The sequence below is a fragment of the Roseivirga sp. genome (assembly GCF_965216855.1).
In the GTDB taxonomy this organism is placed as follows: Bacteria; Bacteroidota; Bacteroidia; order Cytophagales; family Cyclobacteriaceae; genus Roseivirga.
The window spans coordinates 1,103,273-1,120,241 of sequence record NZ_OZ244204.1 but is presented as its reverse complement, the minus strand read 5'-3'; the positions used below and the strand labels follow the sequence as shown (position 1 = coordinate 1,120,241).

Sequence of the window (16,969 nt, the reverse complement as noted above, 5' to 3'; positions counted from 1 at the left end):
TTCTCAGATTTTTAGGTCACATGTTCAGGTCAATTCTATTCGTACTTGGAAATCGGGAGAACAGGGCACCGGCTATGGCATTTATGGCGATCGCCTTAGGCTTTGGTTCCTGGGTAACCCGTTTGCCTGAGATTAAACAGTCGCTTGCGTTATCTGAAGCCCAACTGGGTACGGCCCTGTTTTTTATTCCACTCGGAGGGGTAACGCTTTTGCCTTTTTATTCTAAAATCATTCGGGCCTGGGGTGAGCGTTTGGCTACGACCTGGTCGTTAACAGTATTTCTACTGCTGATCGTTTGGGCCGGAATACCAAATTCCTTGACAGAGTGGATGGTGATACTCTATCTACTAGGGCTCTCCATGGGGTTGACGGATGTGGCCATGAATGCGGCTGCTTCTGAGGTTGAAAGTCAGAAGAAGCGGGTGATCATGTCGGCCTGTCATGGGTTTTTTAGCATTGGAGGAATGTTGGGGGCTCTATTGGGTTCTGCCTTCATAGCCACTAACCAACCCATATGGATACAGCTGGTTAGTGTTTCTGTGGTACTCATGTTACTTACATGGACCCATTCGGCAGCCTTAATCAATTCGGTAAAGACTGACCCTTCAACAGGCTTTCAATGGCCGAAAAAGGAAGTGGTGCTTTTGGCACTAGTGGGCTTATGTATTATGATGTGTGAAGGAGGAATTACCGATTGGAGTACAATTTACCTGAGAGAAACACTGACTATGCCTGCTGCTTATTCCGGTCTTGGCTTTGCAGGCTTTTCCCTGTTTATGGCTTTGGGTAGGTTTTCGGGTGATTTTTGGACAGTCAGATACGGAAGAAAGCGGCTGATGATAATTGGCGCTTTGCTTGGACTGGTAGGTTTGGCAATTACCTTCCTGCAACTGGGCTTTTTAGCTATTCTTGGATTTAGTCTGGCGGGTTTAGGTTATTCCGTGATTGTGCCGACTCTGTTCAGCTCGGCAGCCAGGGTGGAAGGAGTCTCTGCGGCTTCTGGTATTGCCTCCGTAGCTTCGGCTGGTTACATAGGTTTGTTGGTAGGGCCTGTAGTCATTGGTTTTATTGCTGAGCATTATGGGTTAGGCAATGGTTTTGCTTTTCTGCTTATACTGACTTTAACGGCACTGTTGATTTCCTTCAGAAAGCTTTAATAGTTCTTTAGCAGAAAAGACTCGTGCAGAGCCATCAACTCGGGGCTGCTTAGTGACTTTATTAAAGCTTCAGTCTTCTCCCCGGTATTGCCGACTCCTCTGTTGCCAATCCAGAAATAACCGTCTTCTATTTTGGCATTGATGCCTTTTGACTCAGCTAATGCCAGTATGCTCTTTTCTTTTTGGTGGAAAGTTTCAATAAGCCGCTCAAAGTTGCCAGATGTTTTGGTATAGATTTTTCTCAGTTGCGTATTGGCCAATAGTTGTTGGTATATATCGGGATGCTCTTCCTGCGCCTTTTTCAAATACATCAGACAGAAATATTTGAACTCATAAAAAGCCCAGTAGCTTCCACTCATACTACTTACAAATTCCAGGTAGGCGGATATGTCATTTTCAGCTTTCTTCTCGAAATAGCTGAATGATTCCATGCCTGTTCGGGTACCGAGGTAGTAGGAATGAAACTCATCCATTAGACCGTATATTCCCTGCACCTGACTTCCCAGGTTAGATTTTGGCGCTATATAGGGTGAGTATCTAAATGACTGAAGCGCTTTTGGAATTTCTTTTTTCAAGACATTGCTATTGAATACTTCCGAATGTTTGACCAGAATAATATCGTCATCGGCATAGTAGAAAGCTGAATAATCATCGCGGAACTGATAGTCAGCCGGAGGAGCATCACTAAGTAACTTCAGAGCATAGGATGAATTGAACTGATGATGGCTTTCGTGAATAATGGTTTTGAGGCTGCTAATTTTTTCTTCCTCAGTACCATTATCAAAATAGACACCCGGATCGAAAGTCATGCGCTGGCGAATGGTCATACCATTGATTTCAAAGTTCGAAGGCGTATTCTCCAGTAGTTGCAGCATGCCCAGAGAATTAGGGGCATAGCTTCTCAGGTATCGCAAATACTCCTTTTCTGCATTGAACGAAATGAGAAGTCCAGTAAAAACAAAGAGAGACTTAAAGAGTAGATGCCGCATGATGACTGTATTGAAATTCAATACATTAACTGGAAAAACCCATTTTTAGCGTGTAGCTGTTGATTAATCGGGTATTACCGCAATGCACTCCACTTCAACAGCGGCACCGAGCGCCAGACCTTCAGCTCCAAATGCTGATCTTGCGGGTTTCTTCCCGGGAAAGTACTCTATATAAACTTCGTTGAACTCACTCCAGCGACCGATGTCGTCAATGAAGACTGTGAATTTCACGGCATGGTCCAGTGAGCTGCCATTGGCTTTCAGTACTTTCTGAATGTTCTCCATAATCTGCTTTGCTTCTGCCTGGAGCCCCCCTTCCACCAGTTCCAGTTTTCCCGGAGGCATGCCGATCACACCGGAGAGGTAAAGCATATTGTCTACCCTCACCGCATCACTGAAAGGCAAACCAAGGCTGGCCATTTCCTCAGATTGGTAGTATTCAATTTCTGTTGATGGTTTTTTGGGTTGACATGCCTGAATGGCAATGATTAGGACAAAGAGTGCGAATGACTTCTTCATGGGTTTCGGTTGAATGATTAAAATGATAATTTAGGCATTGAACCATTAATAATACCCATGTCCAAGTATATCATTACCATCGATGCCGGAACAACCAGTGAACGCGCTATTATTTTCAACCGCAAAGGAGAAATTGTCAATGTATCGCAGAAGGAATTTGAGCAGTTCTATCCTAAGCCCGGGTGGGTGGAGCATAGCCCTTTAGAAATTTGGGAAACCCAGAAGTTTACCATCAATGATGTACTGGAAAAACAGGGAGTGCATGCTTCGGAAATTGCTGCCATTGGAATTACCAATCAGCGGGAGACTACCATAGTCTGGGATCGAAAGACAGGGAAATCTATTCATAAGGCTATTGTCTGGCAAGATCGAAGAACCGCCAATTACTGTGAAGAACTAAAGTCCAGGGATGTGATGGATAAGATACAGGAGAAAACAGGGCTGCTGATAGATGCCTATTTCTCTGCTTCCAAGATTCGATGGATACTGGATCATGTAGAGGGTGCTCAGGAGAAAGCTGAGAAAGGTGAACTGGCCTTTGGTACGGTTGACAGTTGGTTGCTTTGGAAGCTGACTGATGGTGCGGTGCATGCAACGGATGTGAGTAATGCCAGTAGAACCATGCTTTATAATATTCATCAACTGGAATGGGATCAGGAGTTGCTGGAGCTATTCAATATTCCGGCCTCCATGCTACCGGAAGTAAAGCAAAGCAGTGACAGCTATGGTCATACTTCTAAAGAGCACTTTGGAGCAGAAATTCCCATCTGCGGAATAGCCGGAGATCAGCAGTCGGCTTTATTCGGTCAAATGTGTACCGAACCGGGTATGGTTAAAAACACCTATGGGACAGGTTGTTTCCTGGTGATGAATACAGGAAAGGAGGCCATTAAATCTGAGCATAAACTATTGACCACTATTGGTTGGCAGGTGAATGGAGAGGTGAGCTATGCATTAGAGGGTAGTATTTTCATTGGCGGAGCCATCGTACAATGGCTACGTGATAACGTGAATTTTATAGAAGCTTCATCAGATGTAGAGGCTTTAGCCAAATCAGTTGAAGATAATGGGGGAGTATATTTTGTGCCTGGTTTCGTTGGCTTAGGAGCACCGCATTGGGATCAGTATTCTACCGGACTCATGATTGGGCTAACGCGTGGAACGCAAAAAGGACACATTGCCAGAGCTGCTTTAGAAGCACTGGCACTGCAAAGTATGGAAGTGATTAATACCATGGCTCTTGATTCCGGGATCGACCTGAAGGAACTACGAGTAGATGGTGGTGCTTCTGCCAACAATTTGTTAATGCAAATACAATCAGATGTTACAGGTTTAGATATTGTAAGGCCCGAAATTGTTGAAACTACTGCGCAGGGTGCGGCCTTCCTGGCTGGTCTGGCAGTTGGCTATTGGAAAGATATGGAGGAGATTAAAGCCATATGGAAGGTAGATAGAAAATTCGAACCATCGGGAGCCAATGTAGACCAGCTGAAACATAATTGGTCACATGCTGTTGAAAGAGCTAAAGCCTGGGTAGAAGATTAATTATGAGACGAGAAAAAATGATTAAAAGGCTCAATAAGCAAAAAGAGCCTTGGGATATAGTAATTATTGGTGGAGGTGCTACCGGCCTTGGTGTTGCGGTTGACGCGGCTTCAAGGGGATATAAAACATTGTTGTTAGAACAACACGACTTTGCCAAAGGAACGTCAAGCCGGAGTACCAAGCTGGTTCATGGCGGTGTGAGATATCTTCAGCAGGGCGATATATCACTGGTTTTGGAGGCTTTGAAGGAGCGCGGTTTAATGATCAAAAATGCACCACACCTGGTTAAGAATCAGGCCTTCATAATTCCCAACTATGAGTGGTGGGATGGTCCGTTTTACCAGGTAGGTCTCAAAGTATATGACCTGATGTCTGGTAAGTTGGGGATTGGCTCATCGAAGAAACTTTCTAAAGAAGAGACAATCGGCCATATTCCAACCATAGATCAAAAAGGTCTGAAAGGCGGAGTGGTTTATTATGATGGTCAATTCGATGATGCACGTATGGCCCTTTCTCTGGCTAAAACTGCCAAACAATTCAATGGGGTGGTGTTGAATTACTTCGAAGTAACAGGCCTTAAGAAAAACGAGGAAGAAATTATTTGCGGCCTTACGGCAAAGGACCTTGAATCTGGTAAGGAATATTCGATCGATGCCCGAGCAGTGATTAATGCAACCGGTGTCTTTGCCGATAGAATTAAAAAGATGGATGAGCCTGAGGTCAAAGAGATGATCCAGCCTAGTCAGGGGATTCATCTGGTTGTGTCCAAAGAGTTTTTGCCAGACAAGTACGCCATTATGGTGCCGCATACTAAAGACGGGCGGGTGATGTTTGCCGTTCCGTGGCATGACAAGGTAGTTCTGGGTACAACAGATACCATGAAAGAGAAGCCCGAACTTGAACCTAAAGCGCAAGAGGAGGAGATTGATTTTATTCTGGAAACAGCAGGGCAGTATCTGGTGAAGCAACCTACCAGAGCTGATGTGTTGGCTGTTTTCTCCGGTCTGCGTCCTTTAGCCAAGCCGGAAGGGGATGGAAAATCTACCAAGGAGATATCGCGTCACCACAAAGTGATGATTTCTCAGTCAGGTTTAATCACAATCATAGGTGGTAAGTGGACTACCTATCGCAAGATGGCAGAAGATACGGTCGACAATGCCATTTTGATTGGTGCACTGCAGGAGCGTAAATGTATTACCCACAACCTGCCGATTTATGGTTATGATAAGAACCTTGACCTGACTACTGATCCTTTGGCAGTGTACGGGACCGAGAAGTATCAATTGCTGGAGTTGGAAGAGGAATATCCGGAATTGGCAGAGATTCTGAGCGATGACATTCCGCTCCGTAAATCTCAGGTGGTCTGGGCTGTGAGAAACGAAATGGCCATAACCGTTGAAGATATGTTGTCACGAAGAGTGCGTGGCCTTTTCCTGAATTCGGGTGAAGCCAAAAGAGTAGCCCCCGAAGTAGCGGCAATTATGGCTGAAGAATTAGGCAAAGGGAAGGATTGGATCGATGATCAATTGGCTGCTTTTGAAAAAGTAGCTTCCAATTACTCTATCTAAACCAATTGTAACTCCCGAAGTGAGAGCGTGAATACCTGATTAAGGGTGTACCTAAGACTGGTCTATTTAATCTCTACCAGATTGACCATGTCTTTAGTGCCTAGCCTTTTGATAGTGATTTCGCCTTGGTCAAAGTGCAGTAAAATGATGGCTGATATCTTATCAGCCTGACCTTTCCATTTAAGCTGATCTATATTTTCCACCAGGTTCATTTTCTTCATTTTCATATTGGTGTCGTTCCTCACACTCATCAGGCATGAGTTGCCTTTGCGATCTACCAGAATCTGAAGTCCCAGGTTGCCTTCTCCTTTGTTGAGCATTTTGCTATCCCAACCTGCTATGATAGCCTCTTTGAGTTTTTCATCGTCTACTTCAGCTATGATCTCCGTTTCCTCAAACTTGAATTCGTCAAGGTAACAATGATCAAATTTCTCAGGGTAGACATATTGAGCTTTCAGACCAATAGTGGCTAAGGTCATTATTAACATATAAAAAAGTGTAGTTCGTCTCATAATCTAAAGGTCAGAAGAATCTTCATGGCTGTCAAATGGAGCTATTGAATTTGTTGTCAGAGATTGAATTATTTCAGGAAGACTTGTCCCATTAGCATCAGGTGAAAAGTCATAAAGGAGACAATTTGAAAAAGCATAAAATTTTTTAAGTGCCAGTTTTGGCAGGGAATTCATGAATGTTATTGAAAGGAATATTACTTGAGTCGGTTAAAATGGGCTTTATGGAGAAATAAAATTTGGTTGAAGGAATCGATTGCATGAAAAAATTTTGAAAAAATGTTAAACCACTTTGAACCATTTTCGACTTCACAACGTCTATCTTCAAGTTGGAAACTTTGGGTAACCCGAAAGTTTCCGAAGTTTAACTAGGATGGAAATAAGAGATAAAATTATTGAGAAGGCGGGTGAGTTGATGCTTACGTACGGTATTCGTACCGTAACGATGGATGATATTTCCAGAGATTTAGGTATTTCCAAGAAGACCATATATCAGTACTTCAAGGATAAAAAGGACCTGATTAATACGGTTACTCAGCTCTACCTGGAAATTGAGAAAAGCAAGTTTGAGGATTCTGAAATAGAAAGTCTGGACAGTGTCCATGCACTTATTCTGATTTCTCAATGTTTGCGCGAATCAATGAAGGATATGAAACTGAATGTGATGAATGAATTGCAGAAGTTTTATCCAGAAGCCTGGAGGATGTACGAGAAATTCAAGAAGGAGACCATGATGTGTTCTATCACCAGAGTGATTATCAGAGGTCAGGAAGAAGGATATTTCAGACCTGAACTTGATGCAGAACTAATGGCCTTATTGAGAATCGAGCAGGTTCAGGCCGTCATACTCAATGCGAATCTATATCCTAAAGATAAATATACCCTCACCGATGTACAGTTGCAGATGTTTGATCATTTCATTCATGGCCTGTTCACCATAGAGGGACACCAACTTTTTAACCAGTACACTAAAGAAAAACTCAAACAAAATGAAACGCTCAATTAAGAGAGTAAGCGCTTTAATTCTGATGCTACTGTCGGTTGCTACTGTCAGAGCTCAGGAATCATTTTCTCTTGAAGAAGCCATTCAATATGCGCTCGAAAACAATGAGAATCTGAAGATAGCTAAAGTGAATACAATTGACGCTGAGGCGCAGGTTGGGGAAACCCGGGCTGATGGACTGCCTCAGGTCAATGCTAACTTCGGCTATACGAACAATACACAAATCCCGGTAAACATTGTACCGGCCAACGTTTTTGACCCCAACGCCCCTGAAGGAGCAACTGCAGCGATTCGCTTTGGTGTACAGCATCAGAGTAATTTCGGTGTTACCGCTTCTCAGATGATTTGGGATGGTTCATTCTTCATTGGTTTGAAGGCTGCCAAGATGCTTCGAGAGAAAGTCGTAGTAGATGAGCAGAAGGCCAGACAAGATGTGGTAGAGCAGGTAACCAAAGCCTATTATATGGTATTGGTCAATCAGGTGAGAACAGACCTGATTAACGCCAACATTGCTACCCTTGAATCTACTTTGAAGGATACCAGAGCACTTTATGAGAATGGATTTGCCGAAAAAATCGATGTCTCCAGACTTCAGGTTCAACTGAACAACCTGAAGGCAGAAATGAGTGGTGTCGATCAGGCTATTCAGGCCAGCAAAAATCTGTTGAAGCTATCTATGGGGATGGCAGTTGACACAAGCATAAGCCTTTCTGAAGAATTGGATGCTTTCGATTTTGAGTATTCAGCGGCAGAAATCGATGCTTATGTAGTTGCCGACAGATTGGAATTGCAACAGGTAGAATACCTGAAGCGATTGGCAGAGCTTGATATTAAGAACGTCTATTCTCAGTATATCCCTAAAGTAACCTTCAATGCTGCCTGGGGAAGAAACTCGGGAACAGATATTTTCAGCAATCTCTGGAACGATCAAAGGAGATGGTTTACCAACTCTAACATTGGTCTCAATGTCAGTATTCCGGTTTTTGACGGACTCAGAAAGAAGTACACTGTTGAGCGTAAGAAGTATCAACTCGAAACCCTCAATTATCAATACAGCCAACTTTCCAATAACCTGAGACAGGAGTTAATCAATGCCAAAACTTCACTCGATGTGAACCTGGAAAGACTTTCTGTTCAGGAAGACAATATGGAACTGGCACAAGAGGTAGCCGATGTTACCAGAGCCAAATACACCGAAGGTGTAGGTTCGAACCTCGAGCTGATCGATGCTGAGCAGTCTCGCAAAGTAGCAGAAGTAAATTATCTGACAGCACTCTACGATGCTATCGTAGCCAAAATAGATTTAGACAAAGCCCTGGGCAAACTCAATTAACAACAACCAGAAACCATTAAACGAATGAAAGCAATAAGAATTTCCACATTATTTGTGCTTGCGGCTCTAGTTGTAGCAAGCTGTGGACCTAAAGAAGATAATGAACTCGAGGCTAAAAAGGCCAGGGTTGATGAGGCCAGAAATGAAATTAAAGCCTTACACGATGAGATTGCTGCCCTGGAAAAGGAAATAGCGGCTATCGATCCTGATTATGGAAAGGCACAAGACAGAGCTGCTTTGGTAACTACCGTAGCGGCAGCCAAGTCAGACTTCAGTCATAAGATTGAAGTAAGAGGTAATGTTCAGTCGAGAACTAACGTGTATGTGAGTGCTGAGTCTATGGGACAGCTTACTGCAGTGAATATTGTTGAAGGACAATCCGTTAGAAAAGGTCAGGTGTTGGCCACTATCGACTCTGAAACCATAGAGAAGAATATAGCTGAAGTTGAAACTCAACTGGAGTTTGCAACTACTGTTTATCAGAAGAGAGAAAGACTTTGGAAGCAGAACATCGGTACGGAAATCGACTATCTGCAGGCCAAGAACAATAAGGAGTCTCTGGAAAAAAGTCTTGAAACACTTCAGACTCAGTTGGAGAAAACCAACATTAAAGCACCATTCTCAGGAACAATCGAAGAGGTACCTGTAAGTGCAGGTCAGATTGTTCAGCCGGGTACACAAGTTGCCTTTCTCGTCAGTAATGAGAACATGTACATCCACGCTGAAGTATCAGAAGCATTTGTTGGCAAGTTCAACAGAGGTGATGTAGTGAATGTAAGTGTTCCTGCACTGGGTGAGTCTTTCGAAAGCACCATTACTTCAATTGGTAGTGTCATCAATGCAGCTAGTAGAACATTCACTGTTGAAGTGAAACTACCTAAGGTAGATGCATACCTGAAAACTAACCTGGTGACTATTCTTGAGTTGACTGACTATCATGTAGATGAAGCGGTTGTTATTCCTTCAAGAATAATTCAGGAAGACCTTCAGGGTAACTTTGTTTACAGAGTGAATGGATCAAAAGCCGAGAAGGTACACATCAAATTAGGTAAGACTTATGATAGCCATACTGAAGTAGTGGCCGGCCTTACCGGTGGAGAATCGATTGTTGATAAAGGAGCAAGAACCGTAGCAGACGGAACCACTATCAGCATCCAAAATTAATCTCAACAAAAAAGAATCAACCATTATGGCGGATGATAAAAAACAAATTGTAGATAAGGAGTTTGGGTTAACCTCCCTCTCGCTTCGCAACAAAATCACAGTCTATGTTTTGACGCTGTTGATTACTGTTGCCGGGGTGTACTCCTACATTACACTACCTAAGGAAAACTTTCCAGAGGTAGAACAGCCGACAGTATATGTGAGTACTGTCCACCCGGGTAACTCTCCTGAAGATATGGAGAGCTTAATTACCAGGGAGCTTGAAAAAGAGATCAACACCATCGAAGGTGTAGATAATATTCAGTCTACTTCCGTTCAGGATTACTCGGCCATTGTAATCGAGTTTCAGGTAGGGGTAGATGTAGATGAAGCGGTAATCGATGTAAAAGATGCTGTAGACAGAGCCAAGTCTGAGCTGCCAAGTGATCTGAAAACTGATCCACAGGTAATCAAATTCAGCTTCTCTGAAAACTTCCCGATTCTGAACGTGAACCTCACTGACCCTACCAAGAGTCTTGATGAGTTGAATGACATTGCAGAATACCTGGAAGATGAGATTGAGAAGTTCTCTGAAATCTCCAAGGTGAATATTGTTGGGGTCGATGAGAAAGAAGTAGAGATCAAAGTAGATCCGTTTAAGCTTGAAGCCAGAAAGGTAACTTTCACGGATATTGAAAATGCCATCTCGGCAGAGAACATTACGCTCTCAGGAGGTAACGTAGTTGAAGACGGACTCAGAAGAAACGTGCGTGTTGTGGGTGAGTTCGATGATCCTCAGCAGTTGGAAGATGTTATCATCAGTAATGAGAATGGCAACATTGTTTATCTTAAAGATGTAGCAACTGTTGAATTTGGCTACAAAGACAAGCAGAACTATGCTCGTCTGGATATGGACCCTGTAGTGAAGATTGATGTAATGAAAAGAAGTGGTGAAAACCTGCTGATTGCTACAGATAAGATCATGGGTCTGATTGCAGATAGTCGTTACGATGGTTCTATTCCTGAGTCAGTGAAGGTGACCATTACCAATGACCAGTCTAAAGATACCCGCGAACAGGTAAGTTCTTTGGGTAACAACATCATTTTTGGTGTAATTCTGGTTGTTACTGTACTACTTTTCTTCTTGGGAACCAGAAACTCACTCTTCGTGGGTATGGCCATTCCATTGTCTATGTTCATGGCTCTGATGATCTTAGGGCTAGCCGGAATTACGATTAATACCATGACTCTATTCGCCTTGATTATGGCGCTGGGTATGTTGGTAGATAATGGTATTGTGGTAGTGGAAAACGTCTATCGTTTGATGGAAGAGGGCTTGAGTCCTATGGCCGCAACAAGAAGAGGGGTAGGTGAAGTAGCCCTTCCCATTATTTCGTCTACAGCCACCACGCTGGCAGCCTTTGTGCCTTTGGCTTTCTGGCCGGGTATTATTGGAGAGTTTATGCTCTACCTGCCATTGACACTGATGATTACATTAGGATCATCACTCTTTGTGGCTCTGGTGATTAACCCGGTTTTTATTGCCTCATTCATGAGAGTAGACGGGTCGAGAGTTATCGATAACAAAAAGGTGATCATCAGGTCTTCAATCGCTATTGTAGCGGGTCTGATTGTGGTTTTTGGAGCCGGTATCATTATGCTGGGTAACCTGCTGATTTTGATTGGTGTGATAACGCTCATGAATGTATATGTGCTGGTGCCATTATCTAACAGATTCCAGGCGGTTATTCTTCCGGCTTTGGAAAGCAGATACGAGAAGATTTTGAAGTCAGCTGTAAGGCATCCATTTATTTATTTGGTTGGTGCCTTTGCTTTGCTCTTTATTTCCCTGGGAATCTTCGCAACCAATACACCGAATGTCATTTTCTTCCCTGAAAATGAACCGAGATATGTAAACGTTTTTGTTGAGTTTCCTGTAGGAACCGACATTGAAAAGACCAATGACTTTGCAGAAGATGTAGAGCGTCAGGTAAAGGAAATTGTTAAGCCTTACGATGCCATTGTAGAATCAATTACTACCAATGTATCTCAGGGTGCAGCTGACCCGAATGACCCTACAGCTGTAGGCCAGTCAGAGGAGCCGCATAAGGCAAGAATTACAGTCAACTTTATTGAAAGCAAGCTTCGTGGAGACTTGAACACTAAAGATGTGATGGAAGACATCAGGGCGAAAGTGAAGCTGGAGCCGGGTGTAACCCTCACCGTTGATAAAGATGCTGCCGGACCTCCAACAGGTAAGCCTATAAACCTGGAGATTATTGGTGAAGACCTGGAAACCTTGATCACGCTTGGCGAAAGAGTTAAGCAAAGAATCGAAGAATCAGGAATCCAGGGTATCGAACAGTTAAAAAGTTCATTGGAGTTAGGTAAGCCGGAACTGATCGTAGATATCGATCGTGATAATGCAAGAAGATTTGGACTGAGTACTTATTCAGTGGCCAATGAAATCAGAACCGCATTATTCGGTAAAGAAGTATCTAAGTACAAAGAAGGTGAAGATGACTATGAAATTAATGTCAGACTCAATCAGGACTACAGATACGATGTAGATGCCCTGATGAACAAGAACATTACCTTCAGAGATCAAAACTCAGGTAAGTTGGTTCAGGTGCCTATTTCTGCCGTTGCCGATGTGAGATACAGCTCTACTTATGGTTCTATCAAAAGAAAGGATTTGGATAGGGTAGTTACATTGAGTTCAAACGTATTAGGTGGTTACAATGCTACTGAGATCAACAATGACTTAAAGACCTTGATGGCAGACTTTGAAATGCCTAATGGTTATAACTATGCCTTTACTGGCGAGCAGGAAGAACAGGCCGAAAACATGGCTTTTCTTTCAAAAGCCCTCTTGATTGCGGTATTTATGATCTTCCTGATCATTGTATCTCAGTTCAATAAAATCACTGCACCGTTCATCATTATGATCTCTGTACTATTGAGTACCGTTGGGGTGTTCCTCGGACTGGTAGCCTTTAACATGGACTTTGTGGTGATCATGACCATGGTGGGTATTATTGCCCTGGCAGGTGTTGTGGTGAATAATGCCATCGTACTGATTGACTTTATTGAGCTCACCAGAAAGCGTAAGAGAAGAGAGCTTGGATTGGATGAAGAAGAGGGTAGATTACCAATGACAGAGGTGGTAGACTCTATTATTATTGCAGGTAAAACCAGACTTCGTCCGGTATTGCTTACCGCGATTACTACCATTCTGGGGTTGGTGCCTTTGGCCATTGGACTGAACATAGATTTTATCGGAGCTTTTGCCAATTATGATGCTGACTTCTATGTAGGAGGTGATAACGTAATCTTCTGGGGGCCAATGTCATGGACTATCATTTTCGGTCTGACCTTTGCCACATTCTTCACATTGATTATTGTACCTACGGCTTATCTGATTGCTGATAAAGTGATGTACAGAATCGCCAAGTGGAGAGGTAATATTTCAGTAATAGATATGAGCGATCATTCAGGCGATAAAGAAGAGGTTTTGGCCTGATGTTTGCACTTAAAGAGAACGTGGTGATTAGATTCTCTGAAACATGAGAATCGTTCATAGTTAAGGTTGATTTGGTGGCTCCCCCGAGAGGTCGGGGGAGCTCTTTTTTTGTCTGAATTTTAAATAGAAGTTTACATCTTAGCAGCTCATTCTATTGCTAATCAAAATGACCCATAAACTTCAGACTATAGATATTTTACCTCTCTTTCCTCAACTGGAAGAAAAGTTCATTGAGTTGCTTCAATCTTTGAGCGAAGAAGAATGGCAGGCTCAGACTATCGCCAGACTGTGGAAAGTAAAAGATGTGGTGGCCCATTTGCTGGATGGCAATATTCGCATACTCTCTATGCTGAGAGACGGACACTTCTCTGGAGGTCCTGAAGGTGATACTTATGCAGACCTATTGAAGTATCTCAATCAACTCAATGCCGATTGGGTTCAGGCATTTCGAAGGGTAAGTCCTCAGATGCTCATTACCCTGCATCAAGTTACCTGGTCCTCTTATTATGAGTATTATGCTTCTCTTGACCCGATGGGAAAGGCAGCTTTTCCGGTAAGTTGGGCCGGAGAGGAAGAAAGTAAAAACTGGATGCATATTGCCAGGGAATACACCGAGAAATTCCTCCATCAACAACAAATTAGAGATGCTGTTAATCGGCAAGGTATTTTGAATGAAAAATTCTTTACCCCCTTCGCCTCTGTTTGCATGTTGGCTTTGCCATTTACCTTACATGAAGATGAAAGTAACAATGACAGCGTCTTGGAATGGCGATTAACCAATGAGATTGATCAAAGCTGGAAGATAAGTAAGTCGTCTGGAAGCTGGCAGTTTGTTGAAGTGGACTCTCAAAAAGCTACTTCGAAAATCATCATGTCAGGGAATACTTTCTGGAAGTTGGTGTCTAAGAGCAGAAGGTATAAAGACCTGGCAGATGATATTAAGATCGAAGGCGAAACGGCCCTGGCACTCAGGGCACTAGAAATGGTTTCATTTATGGCTTAGACAATTAGTTAATGAGGAACTGCAACACCTAAATATTAGTTAAACTAACGATGCGACTCACCTTGCTCCAGTTTTTTCTTACGATTGTAGTACTCATCTGGCTGGATATCTACGCCTATCAGGCCACCAAGACCCTTTTGGGTAAGGTCAGGCCGGTTACCAGTAAAGTCATACGGTATGCTTATGTGGTTCAGGCCATTATTATGCTCGGTTTGGTTTTCTTTCTCTGGCTGGTCCAGGCAGGTACAACCTACTTCATGTTCCTCATTTCCTTCGTGTTTATGAGTTATGCGGCCAAACTGTTGGCTGTATTGTTTGTCTTTTTCGATGATATCAGGAGAGTGCTTCGCTGGTTTTTTGAAGGAAGAAAAAGAAGGTATGAAAAACGGGTAGCCAGTGGTCAGAAAATGCCAAGGTCCAAGTTTTTAGCCAGGTCTGCTGTGGTAGCGGCAACGTTGCCAGTGGTGACTATGAGTTTTGGTATCGTCAAAGGGGCTTATGATTATCGTATCAGAAGACGTAAAGTCTATCTGCCTAACTTACCCAAGGCCTTTGAGGGAGTCAAAATCGGCCAGCTATCAGACATTCATAGTGGTAGCTTCTTTGATAAAACTGCAGTGCAGGGTGGTATCGATATGTTGCTTCATGAGAAGCCCGACCTGATCTTTTTTACCGGGGATCTGGTGAACAACGAAACGAAAGAAGTTAAAGAGTACATTGATATGTTCTCCAAAGTCAAGGCAGATTTAGGTGTATACTCCACTCTGGGTAATCATGATTACGGAGACTATAGGTCCTGGCCATCACAGGCAGCCAAAAGGCAAAACCTTGAAGATATGATCAAGGTGCATGAGCGCATGGGGTGGAAGCTGATGATGAACGAAAACCAATCACTTAGAATAGGAGGCGATCAGGTGTCCATCATTGGTGTAGAGAACTGGGGAGCTGGTAGATTTGCTAAATATGGCGATCTGGATAAGGCTGCCAGAAATGCCGAGGGTGATGTGAAACTGTTGCTCTCTCACGACCCCAGTCACTGGGATGCGCAGGTGAGAACCCAGCATCCTGATATCGACTTAATGTTTGCCGGACATACCCACGGCATGCAGCTGGGTGTTGAAATTGGCGATTGGCGATGGAGCCCTTCCAAATACATGTACAAGCAGTGGGCCGACCTCTATAAAGAAGATCATCAACACCTGTATGTGAACCGTGGCTACGGCTTCCTGGGATTTCCCGGAAGGATTGGTATTCTTCCTGAAATCACCATCATAGAACTTACAGGTCAACCGGTGTAATGGCAGGGCCATTACCGCCTCGGTTTATTCCCCCGATTTTGCTATTTACATGATTCAACTATCTTGTGTCATTAAAAGATAGATGTACCACCTCAGGAGGAATCACCATTTGGAATAAGGAGAATGAGGTTGAGTTCACTCAAATGACTTTGTAAACTATAATACCTATGGGAAATACTTCGAAAAAGCTTAAATGGACGGCAGGTCTGGTTATCGTATTCCTGCTCATCATTGCCACCAATCTGGTAGACCGGCAACATTTCAGAAGAGTAAAGGAGTCGGTCGTGGCCATTTATGAAGACAGGCTGGTGGCCAAAGACCTTGTTTTTGAGCTTAAGCTGCTGGTAGATCAAAAGCGCATGGCTGTTGTCACTGATAATAACGCCTTTTTCGAAAACAAAAACCAAGCGGTGAACGACTCTATCCAAAGCCTGATAGATCAGTTCTATGCAACCAGACTTACTACTGAAGAAAGAGGCTATCTCGATTCTTTTGCTGATAAAGCAAACCAACTGGCTATGCTGGAGTCTCAAATGGCAGGAGATGAGTCTGATTCTACTGAAGGGCTGGTTCATACGCTCAATGCTATTGAAAGCGACCTTTATGCCCTTTCCAAGATACAGTTGAGTGAAGGAAAGAGACAATTGATCAAAGCGACCAAGTCAGTCAACGCAATGGACTACCTCACAAGTTTAGAACTGATCGTGTTGATTATCATTGCAGTCTGTGTGAATGTGATCTGGCTCTATAAGCCTAAGGTGAGCCTGAGAGCTTAATCGACTGAAATTCCCAGCCCATCAAGATGTTTCACCTGATGGTAGGTGAGGGCTGCTTTGATGCACTCCTTTAACGCTTTAACAGGGACCTGACCATCCATTTGAAAGACAATAGCCCTGGTTTTATCATACTCAAATAAATCCCCAAACTGCTCTTTAAAGGATGGAACGAGTTTACTGGTACACTTAAAATACATGGCATACTGATCTGGTGCTTTTGCTTTCCAATCTATACGAAGCGTACTCCCTTTTTTGGTCATGTAGCTTGGTTCACCCCATTTGAGGCATTCTTCAATTTCAGATATACTTTCTGTTTCTCTGGCTGTTTCCAGTATCAGCTGTTGAAGTTCCTCAATTTTAGGTTTTACATGATCAGGATAATTATTGAAGACTGCTTCTACTTCAGGTTGCGTGTGAATAATCAATTGTTCCATGAGCAATCAATATAAAGAATTCAGAAAGTTGCCTGGTCATTTTCGGCTTTTACCTGACGGTTATTTCCGGATTTCTCTGCGCCAGGTCCCTGCTTTGTCATACTGAAATCTTCTGATCTGTTAAATCTTCCTTCCTCCTTAGGTTCAGTTTTCATAGATTGTAAGCCTT

15 protein-coding genes are annotated in these 16,969 nt (G+C 43.1%); 10 read left to right on the top strand and 5 right to left on the bottom strand.

The genetic code is table 11. The features are described 5' to 3' along the window. Positions 1–20: 20 nt before the first annotated feature. Complete coding sequence (locus ACOOEY_RS04895) at positions 21–1,157, top strand: MFS transporter (RefSeq protein ID WP_420387554.1); 1,137 nt, start codon at positions 21–23, stop codon at positions 1,155–1,157. Here ACOOEY_RS04895 and ACOOEY_RS04890 read toward each other — a convergent pair. Together ACOOEY_RS04890 and ACOOEY_RS04885 are read right to left on the bottom strand one after the other, a co-directional pair. After that, positions 1,154–2,146: a hypothetical protein gene (locus ACOOEY_RS04890; RefSeq protein WP_420387553.1), complete on the bottom strand. Its 993-nt coding sequence runs from the start codon at positions 2,144–2,146 to the stop codon at positions 1,154–1,156. The genes ACOOEY_RS04895 and ACOOEY_RS04890 overlap by 4 nt on opposite strands. A 63-nt stretch (positions 2,147–2,209) precedes the next feature. Continuing rightward, on the bottom strand, positions 2,210–2,665 hold the full coding sequence (locus ACOOEY_RS04885; protein WP_420387552.1) for a RidA family protein: 456 nt from the start codon (positions 2,663–2,665) through the stop codon (positions 2,210–2,212). 57 nt (positions 2,666–2,722) lie between these two features. On the opposite strand from ACOOEY_RS04885, the gene glpK reads away from it, so the two are divergent. Further along, complete coding sequence (gene glpK / locus ACOOEY_RS04880) at positions 2,723–4,210, top strand: glycerol kinase GlpK (RefSeq protein ID WP_420387551.1); 1,488 nt, start codon at positions 2,723–2,725, stop codon at positions 4,208–4,210. A gap of 2 nt (positions 4,211–4,212) precedes the next feature. Continuing rightward, positions 4,213–5,778: an FAD-dependent oxidoreductase gene (locus tag ACOOEY_RS04875; protein WP_420387550.1), complete on the top strand. Its 1,566-nt coding sequence runs from the start codon at positions 4,213–4,215 to the stop codon at positions 5,776–5,778. 62 nt (positions 5,779–5,840) lie between these two features. On the opposite strand, the gene ACOOEY_RS04870 is transcribed toward ACOOEY_RS04875, so the two are convergent. Next, complete coding sequence (locus tag ACOOEY_RS04870; RefSeq protein WP_420387549.1) at positions 5,841–6,257, bottom strand: hypothetical protein; 417 nt, start codon at positions 6,255–6,257, stop codon at positions 5,841–5,843. A 403-nt stretch (positions 6,258–6,660) separates the two neighbouring features. Here ACOOEY_RS04870 and ACOOEY_RS04865 point away from each other — a divergent pair, with 403 nt between their 5' ends. The 7 genes from ACOOEY_RS04865 (at position 6,661) to ACOOEY_RS04835 (ending at position 16,366) form a co-directional block, all read left to right on the top strand. After that, the gene (locus tag ACOOEY_RS04865) at positions 6,661–7,293 is read left to right on the top strand and encodes a TetR/AcrR family transcriptional regulator (protein ID WP_420387548.1); all 633 of its coding nucleotides are present in this window, start codon (positions 6,661–6,663) and stop codon (positions 7,291–7,293) included. Further along, positions 7,277–8,623: a TolC family protein gene (locus tag ACOOEY_RS04860; protein WP_420387547.1), complete on the top strand. Its 1,347-nt coding sequence runs from the start codon at positions 7,277–7,279 to the stop codon at positions 8,621–8,623. The genes ACOOEY_RS04865 and ACOOEY_RS04860 overlap by 17 nt, the downstream gene beginning before the upstream one ends. Positions 8,624–8,647: 24 nt before the next feature. Continuing rightward, on the top strand, positions 8,648–9,787 hold the full coding sequence (locus ACOOEY_RS04855; protein ID WP_420387546.1) for an efflux RND transporter periplasmic adaptor subunit: 1,140 nt from the start codon (positions 8,648–8,650) through the stop codon (positions 9,785–9,787). A 25-nt stretch (positions 9,788–9,812) separates the two neighbouring features. Then, positions 9,813–13,289 (top strand): efflux RND transporter permease subunit, encoded by a 3,477-nt coding sequence (locus tag ACOOEY_RS04850; RefSeq protein ID WP_420387545.1) that lies wholly within the window; start codon positions 9,813–9,815, stop codon positions 13,287–13,289. A 166-nt stretch (positions 13,290–13,455) separates the two neighbouring features. Then, positions 13,456–14,292, top strand: coding sequence for a maleylpyruvate isomerase N-terminal domain-containing protein (locus ACOOEY_RS04845; RefSeq protein WP_420387544.1), 837 nt, complete (start codon positions 13,456–13,458; stop codon positions 14,290–14,292). A gap of 50 nt (positions 14,293–14,342) precedes the next feature. Further along, positions 14,343–15,590 carry a metallophosphoesterase gene (locus ACOOEY_RS04840; protein ID WP_420387543.1) on the top strand — a complete coding sequence of 416 codons (1,248 nt, stop codon included), beginning with the start codon at positions 14,343–14,345 and terminating at the stop codon, positions 15,588–15,590. A 167-nt stretch (positions 15,591–15,757) separates the two neighbouring features. Next, positions 15,758–16,366, top strand: a complete 609-nt coding sequence (locus ACOOEY_RS04835; protein ID WP_420387542.1) for an MCP four helix bundle domain-containing protein — start codon at positions 15,758–15,760, stop codon at positions 16,364–16,366. On the opposite strand, the gene ACOOEY_RS04830 is transcribed toward ACOOEY_RS04835, so the two are convergent. Both ACOOEY_RS04830 and ACOOEY_RS04825 read right to left on the bottom strand, forming a co-directional pair. Then, positions 16,363–16,800 carry a DUF1801 domain-containing protein gene (locus ACOOEY_RS04830; RefSeq protein ID WP_420387541.1) on the bottom strand — a complete coding sequence of 146 codons (438 nt, stop codon included), beginning with the start codon at positions 16,798–16,800 and terminating at the stop codon, positions 16,363–16,365. The genes ACOOEY_RS04835 and ACOOEY_RS04830 overlap by 4 nt on opposite strands. Before the next feature lie 20 nt (positions 16,801–16,820). Then, positions 16,821–16,955, bottom strand: a complete 135-nt coding sequence (locus ACOOEY_RS04825; protein ID WP_420387540.1) for a hypothetical protein — start codon at positions 16,953–16,955, stop codon at positions 16,821–16,823. Positions 16,956–16,969 lie beyond the last annotated feature (14 nt).